Annotated in this window: 23 protein-coding genes and 1 tRNA gene; 11 read left to right on the forward strand and 13 right to left on the reverse strand. The window is 55.6% G+C overall.

The genetic code is table 11. The annotated features are described in order from the left end of the window. The 3 genes from M5C01_RS18150 (at position 1) to M5C01_RS18160 (ending at position 2,459) form a co-directional block, all read left to right on the forward strand. Entirely contained in the window at positions 1-768 is a 768-nt protein-coding gene (locus M5C01_RS18150; RefSeq protein ID WP_152739759.1) for an ABC transporter ATP-binding protein, read from the forward strand. Between the two features lie 14 nt (positions 769-782). Further along, positions 783-2,237, forward strand: coding sequence for an FAD/NAD(P)-binding protein (locus M5C01_RS18155; protein WP_152739760.1), 1,455 nt, complete (start codon positions 783-785; stop codon positions 2,235-2,237). Between the two features lie 148 nt (positions 2,238-2,385). Continuing rightward, a tRNA-Cys gene (locus M5C01_RS18160) sits at positions 2,386-2,459 on the forward strand. 99 nt (positions 2,460-2,558) lie between these two features. On the opposite strand, the gene M5C01_RS18165 is transcribed toward M5C01_RS18160, so the two are convergent. The 3 genes from M5C01_RS18165 to M5C01_RS18175 form a co-directional block, all read right to left on the reverse strand. After that, positions 2,559-3,626 carry a tyrosine-type recombinase/integrase gene (locus M5C01_RS18165; RefSeq protein ID WP_152739761.1) on the reverse strand — a complete coding sequence of 356 codons (1,068 nt, stop codon included), beginning with the start codon at positions 3,624-3,626 and terminating at the stop codon, positions 2,559-2,561. Positions 3,627-3,629: 3 nt separating this feature from the next. After that, on the reverse strand, positions 3,630-3,866 hold the full coding sequence (locus M5C01_RS18170) for a DUF4224 domain-containing protein (RefSeq protein WP_152739809.1): 237 nt from the start codon (positions 3,864-3,866) through the stop codon (positions 3,630-3,632). Between the two features lie 218 nt (positions 3,867-4,084). Then, entirely contained in the window at positions 4,085-4,228 is a 144-nt protein-coding gene (locus M5C01_RS18175) for a hypothetical protein (protein WP_178129865.1), read from the reverse strand. A 119-nt stretch (positions 4,229-4,347) separates the two neighbouring features. Between M5C01_RS18175 and M5C01_RS18180 the strand changes: the two genes are divergently transcribed. Both M5C01_RS18180 and M5C01_RS18185 read left to right on the forward strand, forming a co-directional pair. After that, entirely contained in the window at positions 4,348-5,691 is a 1,344-nt protein-coding gene (locus M5C01_RS18180) for a hypothetical protein (RefSeq protein WP_152739762.1), read from the forward strand. Between the two features lie 139 nt (positions 5,692-5,830). Then, a complete protein-coding gene (locus M5C01_RS18185; protein ID WP_152739763.1) occupies positions 5,831-6,061 on the forward strand; it encodes a hypothetical protein in 231 nt (76 codons plus the stop codon). A 57-nt stretch (positions 6,062-6,118) separates the two neighbouring features. Here the strand turns inward: M5C01_RS18185 and M5C01_RS18190 are convergent, their stop codons facing one another. The 4 genes from M5C01_RS18190 to M5C01_RS18205 form a co-directional block, all read right to left on the reverse strand. Beyond that, complete coding sequence (locus M5C01_RS18190; protein WP_152739764.1) at positions 6,119-6,664, reverse strand: hypothetical protein; 546 nt, start codon at positions 6,662-6,664, stop codon at positions 6,119-6,121. Next, on the reverse strand, positions 6,661-6,813 hold the full coding sequence (locus M5C01_RS18195; protein ID WP_178129866.1) for a hypothetical protein: 153 nt from the start codon (positions 6,811-6,813) through the stop codon (positions 6,661-6,663). Before M5C01_RS18195 ends, M5C01_RS18190 begins: the two co-directional genes overlap by 4 nt. Continuing rightward, positions 6,810-7,331 (reverse strand): hypothetical protein, encoded by a 522-nt coding sequence (locus tag M5C01_RS18200; protein ID WP_152739765.1) that lies wholly within the window; start codon positions 7,329-7,331, stop codon positions 6,810-6,812. Before M5C01_RS18200 ends, M5C01_RS18195 begins: the two co-directional genes overlap by 4 nt. 463 nt (positions 7,332-7,794) lie before the next feature. Next, positions 7,795-9,510 carry a DNA cytosine methyltransferase gene (locus M5C01_RS18205; protein WP_178129867.1) on the reverse strand — a complete coding sequence of 572 codons (1,716 nt, stop codon included), beginning with the start codon at positions 9,508-9,510 and terminating at the stop codon, positions 7,795-7,797. Between the two features lie 49 nt (positions 9,511-9,559). Between M5C01_RS18205 and M5C01_RS18210 the strand changes: the two genes are divergently transcribed. Together M5C01_RS18210 and M5C01_RS18215 are read left to right on the forward strand one after the other, a co-directional pair. Beyond that, on the forward strand, positions 9,560-10,240 hold the full coding sequence (locus M5C01_RS18210; protein WP_152739766.1) for a hypothetical protein: 681 nt from the start codon (positions 9,560-9,562) through the stop codon (positions 10,238-10,240). Positions 10,241-10,324: 84 nt separating this feature from the next. Then, positions 10,325-10,864, forward strand: a complete 540-nt coding sequence (locus M5C01_RS18215; RefSeq protein WP_152739767.1) for a hypothetical protein — start codon at positions 10,325-10,327, stop codon at positions 10,862-10,864. Positions 10,865-11,016: 152 nt separating this feature from the next. Here the strand turns inward: M5C01_RS18215 and M5C01_RS18220 are convergent, their stop codons facing one another. The 4 genes from M5C01_RS18220 to csrA all read right to left on the reverse strand — a co-directional run bounded on the left by M5C01_RS18220 (position 11,017) and on the right by csrA (position 12,722). Further along, the gene (locus tag M5C01_RS18220; RefSeq protein WP_152739768.1) at positions 11,017-11,295 is read right to left on the reverse strand and encodes a hypothetical protein; all 279 of its coding nucleotides are present in this window, start codon (positions 11,293-11,295) and stop codon (positions 11,017-11,019) included. A gap of 11 nt (positions 11,296-11,306) precedes the next feature. Beyond that, positions 11,307-11,996 (reverse strand): hypothetical protein, encoded by a 690-nt coding sequence (locus M5C01_RS18225; protein ID WP_152739769.1) that lies wholly within the window; start codon positions 11,994-11,996, stop codon positions 11,307-11,309. A gap of 55 nt (positions 11,997-12,051) precedes the next feature. Beyond that, positions 12,052-12,429 (reverse strand): hypothetical protein, encoded by a 378-nt coding sequence (locus M5C01_RS18230; RefSeq protein WP_152739770.1) that lies wholly within the window; start codon positions 12,427-12,429, stop codon positions 12,052-12,054. Between the two features lie 77 nt (positions 12,430-12,506). Further along, positions 12,507-12,722, reverse strand: coding sequence for a carbon storage regulator CsrA (csrA, locus tag M5C01_RS18235; RefSeq protein ID WP_152739771.1), 216 nt, complete (start codon positions 12,720-12,722; stop codon positions 12,507-12,509). Between the two features lie 858 nt (positions 12,723-13,580). Between csrA and M5C01_RS18240 the strand changes: the two genes are divergently transcribed. Next, positions 13,581-13,916: a S24 family peptidase gene (locus M5C01_RS18240; RefSeq protein ID WP_248764365.1), complete on the forward strand. Its 336-nt coding sequence runs from the start codon at positions 13,581-13,583 to the stop codon at positions 13,914-13,916. Positions 13,917-13,997: 81 nt separating this feature from the next. Here M5C01_RS18240 and M5C01_RS18245 read toward each other — a convergent pair whose 3' ends face one another. Then, on the reverse strand, positions 13,998-14,693 hold the full coding sequence (locus tag M5C01_RS18245) for a helix-turn-helix domain-containing protein (protein WP_152739773.1): 696 nt from the start codon (positions 14,691-14,693) through the stop codon (positions 13,998-14,000). 50 nt (positions 14,694-14,743) lie between these two features. Here M5C01_RS18245 and M5C01_RS18250 point away from each other — a divergent pair, with 50 nt between their 5' ends. Both M5C01_RS18250 and M5C01_RS18255 read left to right on the forward strand, forming a co-directional pair. After that, positions 14,744-14,986 (forward strand): Cro/CI family transcriptional regulator, encoded by a 243-nt coding sequence (locus tag M5C01_RS18250; protein WP_152739774.1) that lies wholly within the window; start codon positions 14,744-14,746, stop codon positions 14,984-14,986. A 29-nt stretch (positions 14,987-15,015) separates the two neighbouring features. Next, on the forward strand, positions 15,016-15,486 hold the full coding sequence (locus M5C01_RS18255) for a YmfL family putative regulatory protein (RefSeq protein WP_152739775.1): 471 nt from the start codon (positions 15,016-15,018) through the stop codon (positions 15,484-15,486). Between the two features lie 273 nt (positions 15,487-15,759). On the opposite strand, the gene M5C01_RS18260 is transcribed toward M5C01_RS18255, so the two are convergent. Further along, positions 15,760-16,173 (reverse strand): hypothetical protein, encoded by a 414-nt coding sequence (locus M5C01_RS18260; RefSeq protein ID WP_152739776.1) that lies wholly within the window; start codon positions 16,171-16,173, stop codon positions 15,760-15,762. A 145-nt stretch (positions 16,174-16,318) separates the two neighbouring features. On the opposite strand from M5C01_RS18260, the gene M5C01_RS18265 reads away from it, so the two are divergent. Next, the gene (locus tag M5C01_RS18265) at positions 16,319-17,143 is read left to right on the forward strand and encodes a phage antirepressor KilAC domain-containing protein (RefSeq protein ID WP_248764366.1); all 825 of its coding nucleotides are present in this window, start codon (positions 16,319-16,321) and stop codon (positions 17,141-17,143) included. Positions 17,144-17,175: the final 32 nt, after the last annotated feature.

The following is a 17,175-nucleotide window of genomic DNA, read 5'->3' on the forward strand; positions in this document are numbered from 1 at the left end:
ATGGGCCGGCCCGCGCTTGAAGCGAGCGGTGCGCCGCTGTTGCAGGTCTCGGACATCGAGGTGATCTATGACCGGACGATCCTGGCGGTGTCCGGGGTTTCCCTGAGTGTGCCCAAAGGCGGCATTGTCGCTTTGCTCGGGGCCAACGGTGCCGGCAAAAGCACCACCCTCAAGGCAATCTCCGGGCTGGCGCGGGCCGAACGGGCACAGGTCACGCGCGGCAGCATCCACTTCCAGGGACGTGACAGCCTGGCGGTCGACCCGAGCCAGCGCGTGCGTGACGGCCTGGTGCACGTGTTGGAGGGGCGACATGTATTCGGGCAACTGACGGTGGAGGACAACCTGCGCAGCGGTGGGTTTGTCCGCGGGCTGAGTCGACGGCAGATGCTGGAAGACCTGGAGCGGGTCTATGCCTGGTTCCCGCGCCTGAAAACCAAGCGCAAAACCCAGGCCGGGCTGACCTCGGGAGGCGAGCAGCAGATGGTCGCCATTGGCCGGGCCTTGATGACACGACCGACTTTAGTCTTGCTCGACGAGCCATCCATGGGCCTGGCGCCTATTATCGTTCAGGAAATCTACGAGATCGTGGCTCAGCTCAATCGTGAGCAGCAGGTCAGCTTCCTGATTGCCGAGCAAAACATTAATGTAGCGCTCAAATACGCGACCCAGGCCCATGTGCTCGACACCGGCCGGGTGGTGCTCAGCGGTACGGCGGATGAATTGCTGGCCAGGGGCGACCTGCACGACTTCTACCTGGGCAAGCACTGACAAGAGAGTGAAGAATGAGTGGAACCCTGAGCGGACAGGCGACAGACGCCATCCCGGCTGCTGATGTGTTGATTATCGGCGGGGGCTTGAGCGGCGCGATGCTGGCGGTGCAGTTACTGCGCCTGGAAGGCCGGCGGCGGATCCTGATCGTCGAGCCGCGTGCCGAATTGGGACGGGGTGAGGCCTACAGCGCCACGGAGCTGGGGCATACGTTGAACGGTAACGCGGCGCGGATGAGCGTCGACCCGGACAATGCCGATGACCTGACGCAGTGGTTGCAGGCTTATATAGCGGACGGTGGTTGGCCTGAGTCGGATCAACAGCATGTTCCGGTCAGCGAGCTGTTCATGCCCCGGGGGATCTTTGGCCTTTACGTCCAGCAGCGCCTGGCCGAAGCCCGGGAGCAGGGGGCGGCCTGGGGATCGACGGCCGAGCATGTGCGGGGCGAAGTGGTCGATCTGCAAAGCGACAGTGATGGGGTACTGCTGATGCTGGCTGATGGTCGGCAATTGCAAGGTACCAGCGCGGTGCTGGCGACCGGCATGTTCCCTGCGGCGCGTACCCGGCAGAAACAATCCAGCGGCTTGAATGCGGCGGCGGTGGACCCTTGGGATGTGGCGACCCTGTCGCGGCTTGATCCGCAAGGGACGGTGCTGATCATCGGCTCCGGCCTGACCATGGTCGATGCCGTGGTCTCGCTGGAACAGGCCGGGCATCGCGGGCCGATCCGGGTGATTTCCCGGCACGGGCTGTTGCCTCATGTGCGGCGTCAGCCGCCGAGCTGGGTGGATTTCCTGGCGGCCGATCACAGTATTCGCAGCCCACGGCAGTTGCTGCGCGAGGTGCGTCGCCAATGCACCTTGGCGTTGGAGACCGGGATTGACTGGCAGGCGCCGTTGGACACGGTGCGGGCACATATCGGTCGGCTCTGGAGCCAGGCCAGCGATGTGCAGCGTCGGCAGTTCGTGCGGCATGTGCGGCCCTGGTGGGAGAGTCATCACCACCGTTCGCCACCCTTGAGTGCCGAGTTGGTAGAGCGGTTATATAAAGAAGGGCGGCTGACCATCGAGGCGGCGTCACTCAAGGGCCTGGAAGAGCCACGGGATGGGCAGGTGAGTATTTTCATCCGGCCAAGGGGGGAGACGCAGACACATACGGTCACGGGAACCGCCCTGATCAACTCCACGGGTATTGAATATGACTGGTGCCGGGTGGATCGCCCATTGCCCCAGCAATTGCTGGCACGACGATTGGTTCGGCCAGGGCCGCTGGCGTTGGGTATCGCGGCGGATGTCGGTGGCGCTGTGGTGGATGCCGAGGGCAATATCTCCACCCGCTTGTTCGCCATGGGCCCGCCGTTGCGGGGCATGTGGTGGGAGAGCACGGCGGTGACGGATGTGGCCAGCCAGGCGAAGGCACTGGCGGTGCGTCTGGCGCAATTGAGCGCCTCGGAGAAAGACCGAAGCTGACCTAAAAATTATTAGAATTCAGGGGGTTGCCAGTGTCATTCAACTAGGACATAATGCGCGCCATCAGCAGGGACGGCAACGTAACCAACGCTGAAGAATCAAGGAGTTGCGGCAAGCCAGTCTTGCAAGGGCGCTCGATTCGACCTGAGGCCGAGTAGCAAAATGGTTATGCAGTGGATTGCAAATCCATCTACGCCGGTTCGATTCCGACCTCGGCCTCCACCTTCAAAGCCCCGTAAATCAACGATTTACGGGGCTTTTTTAATGCCCGAAAAATGAAAAGAGTTCCGCAACTCTTGGCAGGAGTTCCGCAACTCGACGTCATTTCGTCGGGTTGACGATCTCGCCAACGCGGCGATAGACCTTCTTGGTCATCTCTTCGGTCGAGTGGCCAAGCAGTCTGCTGGCGTGGCCAATGTCTTCGATTTCGCTGGCGGCTTTCGGGCGGATATCCCGGAACTGGAACTGGCGGATGGTCGCCGCCAGGGCCGCATCACCTTCTGCTGCTGCTTTTTCCGCCGCTGTCTCACGGGCCCCATCCCACCTGTTGCGTAGCATGGCGTAGCTCATTCGCAGGCCGGACTGGTTGGTGATCAGGACTGAGTTCTTGATGCCGGCGGCATTCTTTCTTTCAAGAAGCGCATCGATGAATAGGCTGAGCTCCGAGGCAGACTCGCCATCATGCAGGCGAATCCGCAGACGTTTCTCGGTCTTCCCTTGGACAACGCTGAGAAATCCGTTATTCAGGTCGAGGGTGGAGCTCTTTATGACATCACCTGGTCGCTGGCCAGTAAGGTAGGCAAGATCCATCGCGTCCTTGAGCTCCTGTGGCGCTTCCTTGTATACCGCATCCCAGACCACATCGCCCGCATAGAAGTCTCGTGGGATTTCCTTGTTCCGGCGAAGGCCGAGGCATGGGTTTGCCTTGTCGGTGAGTCCCCATTCCCTGGCGTAGGTGAAGATTACTGAAAGCAGAGCCAGTTCCCGATTTGCCCGAACTTTGGCTGTTCTGTTATCGCGATATTGCGCGATAACCTGCGGCGTCATCGCCTCAACTGGGGCGTTTTCGAATGCCTTCCTGATCTGCTTCAATCCTTTCTTGTAATCGTTCAGGGTCCCTTTCTTAAGCCCCGGCATGATCCTATTCTCATAGTCGTCGAATAGGCGACCCATCAAATAAACGGGTTTGGGAACTACCTTTCTATCAAGACGTGCCCATTCGATCTTCGCCTCATCCAGGTCGCCGCCCAGGGGGATCTCGATCCTCTTTCCTTCGGCATCCCTGCCGCAGTAGTAATACCCAACCCAAATCTTCCCGCTCTTCCTTTTTCTAATGCGGCGTACCATGCGAGGCGGCAAATCCAAGTTTGCAGCCTTCTTCTTGCGCATTTATTAACTCACCCGAGAAAGGTCCAGGGTCCAGGTCTCGGCGACCGCATTCGTCGCAGAGGGTTTGATGCCGGCCAGCTTCAATCGGGCGTATACGCGACCAACTACTGGCCGGCGGGCGCCGGTGAGGACGTATTGCCAGCCATTGTTCGAGAGCCAGGCGATTTGCTTGGCTGGCAATTGGTAGCCGGTGATTGCTGCCAACTCTTCGTCGGCGAGCGTTTCGCTTTGAATTTCCATGGGGTTCTCCATGCCGCCTATGGCGACGGCAGGCCTGTCATTTGGATAGCTTGCTGTTGGTGCCGGGCGCTGCCGGCTATGTTTTCTGGATGATGTGGATTGCGATGCACAGGGGGTGGTGAGCCAGGCTGTGGTGCCAACGAATGCCAGCAACAGGTTCTTCACATTCCCTTCTTCGAACAGCTCCGGCGCGGCTAGGAAGAACCAGAGCCCGATGATCACCAATACGCCAAAGTACCCATGAGGCTGATAAACAGCTTCCTGGTATTCATGTGTGGATTCAGAGATTTGGCTTCAGTGTGGGCGACGTCAAAATCGCTATCGCCGACGGTGAAGCGCTTCAGAGCGTTTTCTTCAGGCATGACGACTCCTTGGCCGCTATGACGGCTGACTTTGAAGGGGGAATGGTTGTTTTACGCGAATTTAGACTCGTCGACAGATAACGCTTTGGGGTGAGGTTTTCAGGAGGTGCGCTTAGGTAGTGAAAGCAGCTTTTCTAATGATGCTAAAGGGGCTGCCACATGGCAAAATGCCCACTCAACAAAATAGTGAGGGATTTAAGTTGAAAGTATCATGGAGGTCAAACAAAAAACTGAAGCCGATAGTTATTTTGGAACGTTTAAAACGCTCATCGATTATTGATTCTGAAGGGCGAGTTTCATATAATGGATTTGAAAAATTCGAGCTCGATTCAGTGCTGTTTTCGATGATCGATTTTCACAAAGAGTATAGTCACCATACATCTCGATCATTTTACTCTCTTGCGCTGGATTTCTGGATCGTATCGGGGTCAACTACTGCTGAGCAGTTTATGCAATGCATGAATAAACAGGTGGTGGAGTACGGTAAAAAACCAGAGCTAGAATATATCGCTGTGACTTCCATTTCGTTGATTGGTGGTTTTCCAATTGAAAGGATAAAATTATCAGGCTCAACAGTTCAATGCTTTCCTAAAGGACTACCAAAAAAATATCGTACAAGGATTGCGTTTGATTCACGCTGGAAGGAAATGGGGAGCCCGATGCCCGAGCACTATTGTCCAGTGGTGATAAGGTTCAAGTCAAAGAGTGCCATGGATGGGATGGAGTTTGCTCTTGCTGAGCTCGACTATGTTCGAGGTGTTTTTTCGCTAATACTTAACTCGTCTTATAAGGCCCCTCTTGGTGGAGGGAATGGGTCGAGACTGCCAATTAACTCTGTGATGCTTGGTGGAATGCATACACTGCACAACCAAAAGGGAAAGCTCGCTAGTGGTGGTGTATACTGGTTTGAAAGTGAATACACAGAAGTTGATTCGCTCTATATAAATGAATCCAAGCGTGCGCATGCTATTGATTTTTTTAATCAAATACATTCTCGTATCTATTTGCATAAAGATGGCCATGTTCTAAAAGAAGCGATAGTTCGCTTTGTTAGGGCGTTTGATGGTAAAGATAAAAATTTTGCTTTGCAGAAAATTTGGGCCGCATTAGAAACGTTAATGGCTCCGGGAGAGAATAATACCGATTTGGTAGTAAAACGTTGTTCTTTTATGTTTGGTGATCGTGCGTATCACCATCAGGTACTTGAACATCTTAAGGACTATAGGAATCGTAGCGTTCATACAGGGCGGTCCATTGAAAACCCCAACGATTACTGCTACCAGGCACAAAATTTTTTCCGTCAGGCAGTAATCTTTCACGCATCAAATGCTGAGTTTTTTTCTAGTCTTCGAGAGTCGAACGAGTTTTTGGATCTCTCGGATTCAATTCAAGAACTTGAGAGAAAAAAGCTATTAATAGAGAAGGCAATAATTTTTCTAACACCGCCAAATGAAGCAACGTAAGAATAACAATGAAAAATCCATAAAAGTGCGCCCCTATCATTGCTATGTCGCAGGCTATTTTCTGTGGACATGATTATCTCTGGTCGGGGTATGCCCGGTCGAGATGCTGCGATGGCGCCTTCCTCAAGCGGGCAGGCACATGACCAAGCACGGCATCTATGACGAGCACGAAGGGTTTCAGCTCTGGAATTACATGGAGTGCGAGAAGGACGGTAAGGGCCGGGAAACCTGGCGGATCAAGGTCGAGATGGAGTTAGACGGCGCAGTGGTGGTGCCAGTTGTTGCTGGAGGCCGCACATTTCCTAACCATGGCCTGGCCCAGGTTGCCGGCCGGCAGTTGGGCGCGAAACTGGCGAAAGAAAAAGGTTAATCCCAGCCCCAGGCCGCTATCCGCATGTCCTGGCCTCCGGTCGCTAGGTTGTCTACGTCAGGGTTTTATCACCGAAGTACCGTCGTTTGCTCGGGGTTTACTCAACCGGTACCGAACGATATTCAGTCGATTTTTTTTACGATGCTCCCAATTTAGGAAGCCGGCACAGTGGCAAAAAATGTTTGGGTTTTCTGCCATCATGAAATCGACCATGTCTGCCATGCCAACAGGGTTGCTACCACCGGACCATTCAATCCACCCACCGTTCTGTTGGTAGGTTTCGTCAGTACTGGTAGGGAGAACAGTACCTTTGAGTTTAGCCTTGATGTGATCTGCCAAGCTCTTGGCACCGTGCTGTAACAAGCCAGGTGTATTGCTCAGATATTGGATTGTTTCATCCAATAGTCCGGTCAGTTCGACAACTCTCTTATCGGCAGCATGCAGCTGTCGCAGCAACTCGTCGCGTTGGTAAAGCAAAAATTGCACCAACTGCTTGCTGTCTCCTTCGTGGGCCAGGGCAGTATCTATGGTGTCATACAAATCTTTTTGCGACTGTGGTCGGGAATTGTCGTTGTCGATCAGTTTTTTCAACTCCTCGTTCATGATGCCTCCGTATCGGGATAGTGGTGTTGTCCTGTAGCTCTTTGAATGACTTCGATTGTGATCTGTTTGAGTTGACGTGACATCTGCTCAATGTCGAATGGGTCACCCGCATCAGTTTCGGTGAAGCAGATGGTGAGAAGGTGGTTCACGATTTTTCTCCCAGGTACTTATGTAATGATACTTTCACGCTGTTGACCAGAAATCCCCAGCCTCCCTTCCTGCGACTGGTGATGAACAAGGTAAAGACCCCGCCAGGTGATACCTCTTCAATACGGTGGAATTCGCCGTGGTTGAGGTGGGATGTATTACCGCTTCGGCGAACATGTTCGCTGAGCTGCGTGTGATTGCCGGGGCTTAGCCGTTCCTCAATGTACCAGCCACGTAGAATTATAGTTCTGGCGTTCCAGGGATGATCATGAAGAGCGCGGCCAGTATCGGGTTGCATGATGTGGTGAATGCGGAACGACCACGGGAGCGACCAAATCTTTGGCTTGTGTGTCTTCCGGTCGTACGGGTTGAACAGCCACCAGCGGCCCATGTATGTGCCAGTACCGTCGGCGGACATCATGTGTTGGTACGGGGTGAGCTTGGCTCGGGAAATGAGCTTGTCGGCAATGACGGGGGGCGCCAAGAGCCTGGCGATCAGAAACCAGAAGAGATCGATCATACCGCCTCCTGTGCTGGTGCTTAGTCGGGTAGTCATGTGGCCTGATGTCCCTGAGGTACGCGGTCCGAGGGTTAGCGCAGGTGGCTGGTCGGGTGCTGGGGCGCAGTTGGTAGCCCGGCTTTAAATCCGTGTAGCGCTCTGGTCTGATGCTTTCGCGGTGGTATACAACAGCAAAAAATTTTCCTTGATGATGTAAATCGGCCGACGAAATTTTTCACGTGCCGACTTTTCACATTTAGAGGAATTAGTAATGGGTTTGCAGTTGAAGACGATAAAAGGTGTTGGTGGTGTAGTGATTGAGTTTGTGGAGGAAGTCAGGAAGACCTCCTCAGGGTTCGAGCGTTGCCGCTTCTCTATCTGGCGACTCACCGCTGATCAGTTGAACACGCTTCGAGCGGAGGCCGGCCGTCCCAGCGAGACATAGTGTTTTTCAGAGTACCCGATGCCGGAATCCCGGCATCGGTCAGGCTTTTATCTGCCGCAGAATCCGCATTCCGATCCAGCGCACGACGGTGACTGCTTTGCTGTTCCCGATCGCTTTGTAGCGCGGGCCGTCAGGGCATTCCTCCGCTGGTTTGCCGCGCCAGGGGATCAGCGTGTAGTCGTCGGGCATTCCCTGGAGACGTTCACACTCACGTGGAGTGAGGCGGCGTACGGATGAACCGATCTGAGCCGATGACATGCCCTGGCCAGCTTTTCCGCCACCACCACTCAGGGATCCAGCAATCCCGCCGTCACTGTCCTCGTAACGCACTTCGGCTCGAGAGTTTTCCGCGAACGCTGCCACGATTGGCTGGCCGCGCCCACTACCGTCCTCGCTGCCGTCGAAGCCGTTGGCCTTCAATGCATGTGTGATATCGCCGGTGATGCAAACGGCGACCTGGCCGCCGGAATTGGCGTGACTACCTGAGTTATTCATTGCACGAAGCGTTGGTGATATCGCCCCGGTATCGGCGCCATGATCCTTGCAACTGAAGGCCAGCACCGCATTTTCCCGTCCGCTATTTCGACCAAGTGCAAACGCGGTCGAGCTGCTTACCCCGGGATCTTGCGTTCCGTGCACAACCAGCAGACCTGACTCTGCGTCCTGCTGGGTGACGCTGCCAGCGGCCTTGCTGTTGGCGTTGAGAGTTCCGGCCACGATGAAGGCTTCTGAGTCGGCGCGATGACTGCTCTGGGCTTGGGCCCGGAGTGCAGGGGTGGTGATGGGGATATCGTCGAGTGAATACCCTCCGGACTTTCTGCCGCCACCTACAAGTGTCGGCGCGACGAAGAATGTCTCGCTTTCCATATCCAGGCGACTGTCCTTTGCGGTCAGTGTGGCGGCTTGCTCAACCGAGCTTTCCAGGTGGTAGCCGCCGAATGCGGGGATTCCGCCGAACATGTCTACCGCCGGCCCCTCATCACCCTCGCAGTTCGGACAGCCATAGGGGCCAAGCGGCTCTGCAAAGATTTGCCCGCATCCGCACTGGAGTGCAGGGCCGAAAGGAGCTGTTCCGGTAACGTCCTGCCCCTGGCCTCGGCGCGGCGCAGTATCCCGGCGCATGCCTTCTCGCTCAAAAAGTACCTCGATGGGATCGAACCCGTCTCGAGCACTTGCGACAACGAACACACGACGGCGTCGTTGGGCCAGGCCGAAATATTGGGCGTCCAGGACCCGCCACGCGATTGTTCTTTTGGGTCCATAGACACAACCAGCGTTCGGCCATTTCTTCCTTGAAGGGTGCAGCTCGCAGTCTTCCCCAGCAAGTGCGCCAAGAAAACATCCGTAGGCGTTGTGCTTGTCACTGAGGACGCCGGGGACATTTTCCCAGACGATGATTGAGGCTGGTTTACCTCTGCTGGTGCGAACATAGTCAGTTGCATCTGCGAGTCCTACGTATTTGATGGTGAGGGCGCCTCGCGGATCGGACAGGCCTTCGCGCATTCCTGCTACCGAGAAGGCCTGACAGGGCGTGCCGCCAATCAGAATGTCTGGTGCCTGAATTGAACCGGTCAGTACCTTGGCCGTGAGCCGGGTCATGTCGCCGAGGTTCGGCGTGTCCGGATAGTGATAGGCCAGGACTGCCGATGGGAACGGCTCGATTTCGGCGAACCAAGTCGCACGCATGCCCAGCGGGTGCCAGGCTATGGTCGCAGCTTCGATACCGCTGCAAACACTTCCATAAGTGATGGGCACAGTGACGCCTCGCCGGTATAGTCGGTCAAAATCTGATGGGGATACTGGTATGAGTGTTGATTCAACTAATCGCGTACGTCTTGCGGTCGGAGCGAGTGTTGGATTTGTTGTTGCTTTAGCTCTTGCTTTAGGCTTGCTGCTTTTTTCAAAATTTTCTGGCGCGGAGTTTACTGCGTTTGTATTGGCGTTTGCGTTGTTGGCAGTTGCAGTTGGGTTTGCCCCTGAGGTTCAAGAAATATCAATAGCAGGAAGTGTTGTAAAGCTGAGAGAGATAAAGGCTGAAGCATTAAGTGCTATTGAAAGCTTGAATACTTCTCGAGTGGAAATGTTTAGCGTGTTTTTGGGGCTTGCCCTAAAGCACTCTGGCGGGTTTGGAAATTCAGGGCCGATAGATCCAAGGGTTGCAGAATTTTGGGAGCTTACGGAGCTTATTAAGAAATATAACTGTGTGCAAGAATTGAAGGCTCCGCTTGCGACAAGTCTTTATGTTCTTATGGTCGCGCAGCTCAGATGTGTTGCCTGGAGAAATGATAAGGTCGGTGATATATTCGCGGTGCCACTCATTGAGCCAATAAGGTTAGCTGCTATTGCTTTCGATCCGGAAGGTATCGCTGGAGCTGAAAACAGAACTTCGCCGAAACCGGAAAACTATAGGGAAGAGATTGTTGCCGCGATAGAAGAGTACAGAAAACTTTTTGAGTTCAAGAAGGTTGTTGACGAATTTAAGTAAGCAATATCCATTTTGGCGCTGGACTATGTGATCGCTGTAATATCGATTTGTGTTCGGCCCGGTATGAGGCAGGAGTAAGGATGCGTGATGAAGGAATTTGTTCAGAAAAATGATTTGCCTGCTTACCTGAGAAATTTAGCTGCCGCTTCTATGCTCGTTGTGAGCATGAGTACGCCGGTTTTGGAAATAGCCTCTACGGTGAAGTCGACCTATGAAATGGCCTATCTTGTCGAAAACTACGGTCAGTACATAGGCCAAGGCCCCTACATGATAGAAAGTAAAGAGGGGCACGAGTGGAAGGACACTCCGACACCAGACCCAGTAATTTCAGGTTATGCATTCGCGTTCACTGTCCGTGCAAGGCTAGCGAGAACGGGCAAGGAAATTGGAGGACATAACACTCTGCGTGAATCGCTGTCCGGGTATGAATACCTCCAAATATCCAAACCCGGTGACGGTGGCATGGTTACCTCCCTCCTGATCAAGATGCCAACGGATCCTGCGGAACTGAAAAAGCTGCGCGATCTCCTTATTGAAACTACTGTTATGTTTTCGATCGACGATGGGACCGGTTTTTTCCACATTGGAAACACGATAATGGGTAATGGCCTTTCCAACGCTTGACTCCTGCAGGCCGAACTACCTGTCGACGCCGTAACCCGAAGTAGGGCGGGCTGGACACGCGGCAATGCACTGATCGGGCGGGCATCTTTTGGAGCAGCTCCAGGCAGTCGCCGACCAGCACCTGGTGGGAAAGGGTCATGCTGAATCTCCGCTCACGCTATGCCGCCCGCGCGCTCAGTCGCTGTCGGATCGCAATTCAATGTCACCGTGATCGGCCCGTCGCGGAGGTTGCCGGTCACCTGGCCATCCAGCGCAGCGACCTCTTCCCGGGTCAGGTTCTTCCACTTGGCGATACAGACGTCACCTTTCAGGACCGGGATGGGATTCATGGCGCTGGAAGGGCCGTAGCTGTAGCCATTGCTGGCCAACCACCGCTGGGCTGCATACAGGGCCTGGAAGGTTCCGTCCTGATTGAATATCTTGGTGAACATGGATATCTCCCTCAGTCATCGCCGCGGTAAGCGACGTTGTCCAAATCGTCTTGATCCATGTCCCGCTCGATCTTGATCTGTCCGGTGTAGAGGTTCAGTACCAGGGCATCGGCGTCGAAACTTGGTCCGAGAAACAGTTTCTTGCCGATATCGGTGTCGTCGACTGCCAGTGACCAGCAGTTACCTTCCCGGTTGAAGCGCATGCAGAACTTGCAGCGATGCCAGCGGACAGCCTCTTTCGGATCAGCGAACAAGTCCCAAAAACCGTCGCTGTAGTTGCTCCGTTGAAGGATGAATGTCGGTCTGTAAGCGCCATCGCGGTTGTAAGGTTTATCAAAGAAGCGGGCCAACTCTTCGACGAGTTCGGACAGCTTCATGCTGGGTGGCAATGGTTTCAACAACGTTGTCATCCGGCGCTCGATTGCCTGTTTCACAAAACCCTCCTGCACCTCCGCCAGATGGGCCTTGATGATTTTCAGCATCAAGTCGCCGAAGCGCCCCATATCGCCGATATCGGCAGGCATCGCCTCGGTAATCTTCGTTTTGAGCATTTCACGAAACGTCGAGCGATAGTCAAACTGTTCCTCAATGGCGGCCTTCAGAGCTTTTTCCAGGTTGGCCTGTATCAGGGGTTGGAGGGCTTCTGGCGACAGGGCGGTAGTCAGGGAGGAGGCGATGAGACCTTCGATTTCAATATTCATATAGGGCTCCGTGTAGATTGATAACGGACTCAGTGCTGGTAGGCCGCGAGCGAGGTCAGCGGTCGGTTCCATAGAAGGCAAAGATGCTGAGCAGGGCCGTGAGTGCCAGCGCCCAACGCAGCAGCAATTTGCCGAATAGCTTTACTGTGGAGTAACGGCCGTGGTGGCCTTTGGTGTGATCTTCGAGTTGTTGGGCAAATTGGCAGGCGTTGTGGTGGCCAAAGCGCTCACCCTTGGTTTTTCCGGTGGCACGTTCGACGATCTCGAACGTGTTGTTGCCTCGGGGAATGACGGTGAAGCGGAGCGCTTGAATCGGTTGGTCGACGCCGGCCATCTGCCGGAATTCGGTGGGGGTCAGCTCCGCTCGGAGGCGCAGCCCATGGAAGATGGCGAGCCTCTGTTTGATCGTTGGGTCCATGGCGATTTCCTGCATGGGTTGTCCCAACCGGGTGCTCGTCAGCGTTGGTTGGGACACGGGGAATGTACTTCGATGGAGGGCGAGATTCTTTCTCAGGGCAATAGGCTGCGGCCTGGCGCCCGCCCGCATTCGGTCTGGGTCGAATTCGTGCCATGAATGCGTCGATAAATCTCTTCGCGGTGTACAGGCACGCCCGGTGGAGCCGTGATCCCAAGCTTCACTTGCTTACCCTGGACGCCAAGTACGGTGACGCAGATGTCGTCGTTGATGCAGATGGTTTCGCCGATTTGGCGGCTGAGTATCAACATGGTGGTGCTCCCTGCTTGATGATTTCCCAAAGCGCCCTCGTGGTGAAGGCGCTTCAGTGGAACTTTGCTAACCATGGCCCGCTACTGGCGTCGGCCACTGGTTTGAATCACATGTCAGGTTTCTCACCGCGGCGCCGGCAGCCGTGCGCTGAAGCTCGATTCCTCACCCATTGCCGCCGGGTTGGCGGTGCGCAATGCGTTTCCGGGTCATTCGCCAGTTCGGTATCCCTCGTCCGCCGCAGGTTGTTCCTGCGTTCTTGGCTGTTTCCCCAGTCACTCCTGAGGCACGGGCCAAGGCGGATCGCCGGTCTCCGGTAGAGGCATCGCGGTCTGTTGGTTGGGGGTTGTTGAGAGCCTTTGCATCGACCCTCCCTGTCCTTGCCGGGCAGAAGGCCCTGCTTGTGCCGCAGCAGGATCGGCTGTCGAGTTGTTAAAGAGCGTGTGGGCAATGCCTGTTTTGCTGCTGGTGATGCCTGTCGACGACTGAAAAATAAGATAGCTTATTTTTCTTGTCAATAAGAATGCTTATTTTATTTTTGATTTTTGAAATCGGTGAGGTCATGGAGAGGAAGGGAGGAAAGTGGAGGCACTCGAATACGAAAATGCTGACGGGAGTAGAGGGGCTGGCCAACAGGTCTGAGGAGTAGGTGTTCTTTTACGATGGCCGAAGCGCCGGGAGCGCGCCTCGAATGGCGGGGGTGTGAACACGCCATGACGAGGGCGTGTTCAAAAAAAGGGAAATCTCATACAGGATTTGGGGAATCGGCAGGCTCCCCCTCTACGCATACTGAGCATCTATACAGGGTCCCGCTGATTCCTCTGGAGCATGTGCTGGAGTGGATTGCCGGGGGTTATAAGATGTCGCTCGTAGAGGTGAACATGCTTTCTCCCATACAGATCGGAAAACGCAGTTTTTTCTTTCTGATGCCCAACGACTCCATGCTTGGGCCTACGATTGAAAAATCGATTCCAGAGGGGTGGACTGTCGTCATCGATCCCGATAGCGCACCGGAGCCAGGTCAACTGGTACTGGGCTCTATCGATGGTAGTCAGCCCATTGTCGGCGTATTGACCATGCGCGGAGGACTCTCCTACATTAAACCGTCCAACCCGCGTTACCCCATGGTCGTCGTGGATCGAAGTCGGTCCGACTGGTGCCTGGGGCGCGTAGTGTTTATTGGAGTAGCAAAATAGATGCGTTGCGGCTTGGGGAGACACATGGATTGTTCTTCAAGCCCTTTGTCACGATGGGGCGTCTAGAGAGACTGGCAGTTCTTACATCGAATAACCGGTGAACACCGCTCGACCCAGGCACCACTCGGTGTTCTCTGAGTCAACCTCTTCCTTCACGAACTGAGAGTTCGCAGGCTTGATAAACAGGTGCCCGCCGTGGGGCGTCAGCACGCCCAGGATCGGATCTGCCCCCTTGATTGATGCCAAGGCGACCTGCCCGGGTTGGGGGGGCGTGTCGGGATCGACAAACACCGCCCAGCCTTCAAAAATCGACTTGTCGGGCCGAGGGCCGATCATCGAGTCGTTCGGCATGCGAAAGGCAAAGGCCCGGGGACCGACCGGGACCGGGCAGGGGAGATACTCTTCTATCTTGAAGTCCGGCGTCTTGTAGCCGCCCGAGATCCAGGAATGGACTTGGCTCAGGGCAATCAACGGTACGTTGTAGACCGGCCCCCTGTTCGCCGTGGTCGATGACGCGCCTCTGGCAGCAGCGTCATTCAGCATTTCTCCAATGCCTTCGGACAGCCAGAGGAGATCGACCCTGCAAGCGGTGGCCAGCTTGCTGGTATGGACGCTTTTCAAGGACGCGCCATTCTCGATCTGCGAGATCACGGGCTGGCTGACCCCAGCGGCGTCAGCGAGCTGTTTCTGGGTCAGACCGGCGTACTTGCGGGCGGCTTTCAATCGTTGGGAGAAGTTCATGCTCAACAATGTATAAGTGAGCTTATGCAGTTGCAAATAAGAGTTCTTATTTGTATGCTATAAGGGTGCTTATTAAGGTTGCTGCGATGAAGACACCTGTAGAACGACTCGTCGAGCACTTCGGCGATCAAGTCAAAACCGCCAGGGAGTTGGGCGTATCGCAACCGGCGGTCTCGCAATGGCTGTCCGGATCCTGTGGGCTGAGTGCGTCCACGGCGTTTGTCGCTGAAGAAAAGACCAGCGGTGCTATCAAGGCCTGGGAGCTCTGTCGGCACATACCCAAACCACCTGCCGATAGTGCTGAGCTCGCCGTGCAAGGCTCAGTGTGACGGTTGCCGGTTCGAGGAGAAACCAGAAAATGCCCCCGCCCATTCTAGAGTCTCGCCGCGAAGTGGCTAAAGCCATTGTCCGGGCTTTTCCGGGCGGGGCGGAGTGTGCCGCCGCGCGTCTGGGTTACGAAAACCTCAAGCGCTTTGAAAACCACCTCTATGAAAACGCGGGCAGCAAACCGCTGAGCGATGCCGAACTGTGCGTGCTCGAGTCGGAGACAGGGACGAGTTATCTGCCGGATTACCTCTGTGCGCGCTATGGCGGGGTGTTTGTCCGGCTTCCGGATACAGAGGCCTTGGACAATGTCTGCTTGCACGAACGGGCTCTGATGACTTCGGCCAAACGTGGGCAGGTTGATCAACTGATCATCCAGTCCCTGCTCAACGGCGGGGAGATCGATGACGCCGAAGCCCGGGAGATTTTGGCTGTGCATGCCAAGCATATGGCGGCGCGGCATGAGTATGTGAATTCGGTGATTGCCTTGAACAAGGCCAAGTGAGAGAGATCATGGCTCGAGAAAACATCAGCGCAGATATCAAATTGTCCCCCCGCGAGCGGGAGATTGCCATTCAGGCGATGGGTGCTCGAGTCTCGGGAGAGCCGGCCGAGGCCGCGTTGCAATTGTTGCGTGGCATCGCGGTGCTGGATGGGCAGCACATCCCGGCAGTGGCATGGCCGAATGGGCTGAGTTTGGGTGACAAGGCCGCCTGGCATATGGAACAGGCGGCAGCACTCAAAAAACGAGAGGCCTGGATCAACGAGGTCCGGATTGTTACTGCGGTACGGCAGGCTGCTGTTTCAGCTTCAGCCCCGCCATGCCCAGATAAACAATATCAACCTGAGCCATCTGATAAGCACTCTCTGTCAGTTCAACCTGGCAAAGCTCCTCGTGCAGAACGAATTGAAGCTGTTCCTCTGAGAGCGACTGAACCTGCGCGAGGTCCCAATGGTGTTTCTGAATAACGTACAGCTGGGCGGCCTTGAGGCCCTCAAGCGGTTCCCAGGGTGTTGCATGGAGCGCGCGCTGTACTTGGCAGAAGCTGAAAAGCAGATAGCCTGGCAGCGCCTTGAGAACGGCACGTTTGTGCGCTTCTCGGCTAAGCGGTGCACCTTCTGGATGGCCTTCGGCAAAAATCACTGCCTCGACGCGATCAGACCACTCTTTGGCGTAATCGATGTAGTTCATATGTCCGGCCTCCTGGCCTGTGTTTTGTGGGAAACGAACGTTACCACGGATGCGCCGGACACCCATTTCGCGTGAATCGCGGGCTTAAAAAAGCCGGAGTGCTCCCCCGGTGTTTTCAACAACGTCACCGCAGTGAGAGGCCGTCGTGAACACAATCGTCGCGTCGAGCAACATTGTCATGATGTCCAGCCGTGAGATCGCCCAGCTCACGGAAAAGGACCACAAGAATGTCATCCGTGATATTCGGATCATGCTGATCACCCTCTATGGGGACAGCTACCTGCAGCAGCACATGCCGGGCAAGTACCGAAACCGACGTTCGGAATACATTCGCGAGAACGCCGACGCCTTGCTCGACCTGGTGTTCGGCGATGGCTCAGAAAGGCGCCATCCTTCCACGAGGGGATTTTCCTGGGCCCGCGACAGCCGCGGCTACATCTGCAGCTTTATGCTGGACAAGGAGCACGCGATCACGCTGACCTCCGGTTACAGCGTCAAGCTGCGTCACCGGGTGGTGCAGCGTTGGCTTGAGCTGGAGGCCCGGCCTTCGCCCTCAGAATCCCTACGTATCCCTCAAACGCTCCCTGAAGCGCTGCGTCTGGCCGCGGATCTGGCCGAGCAGAACGGTGAGCTTCAGCGAGCGATCGAGGCTCAGGCGCCGAAAATCAAGGCCATCAATCGCCTGGCCGCGGCCCAGGGGGCGATCTGCATCACCGATGCCGCGAAGCAACTGCAGGTGATGCCATCCCGTCTCTTCGCCTTTATGGAACAGCGCCGCTGGATTTTCCGTCGCAAGGGCTCCACCCGCTGGATCGCGTATCAGCCACGGATTCGGGAAGGGCTGTTGCAGCACAAGGTGACGGCGTTGACGCCCGATGCGGAGACTGGGTTGGAGCGGGCGGCGTTTCAGCCCTTGGTCACGCCGAAGGGGTTGGCCTACCTGGCGACCCTGCTGCAGGAGGGGGAGTGATGTCCGATCACGGGATAGGCCAGGCGGCCGCC

The organism is Pseudomonas sp. MWU12-2319 (genome assembly GCF_023242525.1).
Taxonomy (GTDB): domain Bacteria; phylum Pseudomonadota; class Gammaproteobacteria; order Pseudomonadales; family Pseudomonadaceae; genus Aquipseudomonas; species Aquipseudomonas gingeri_D.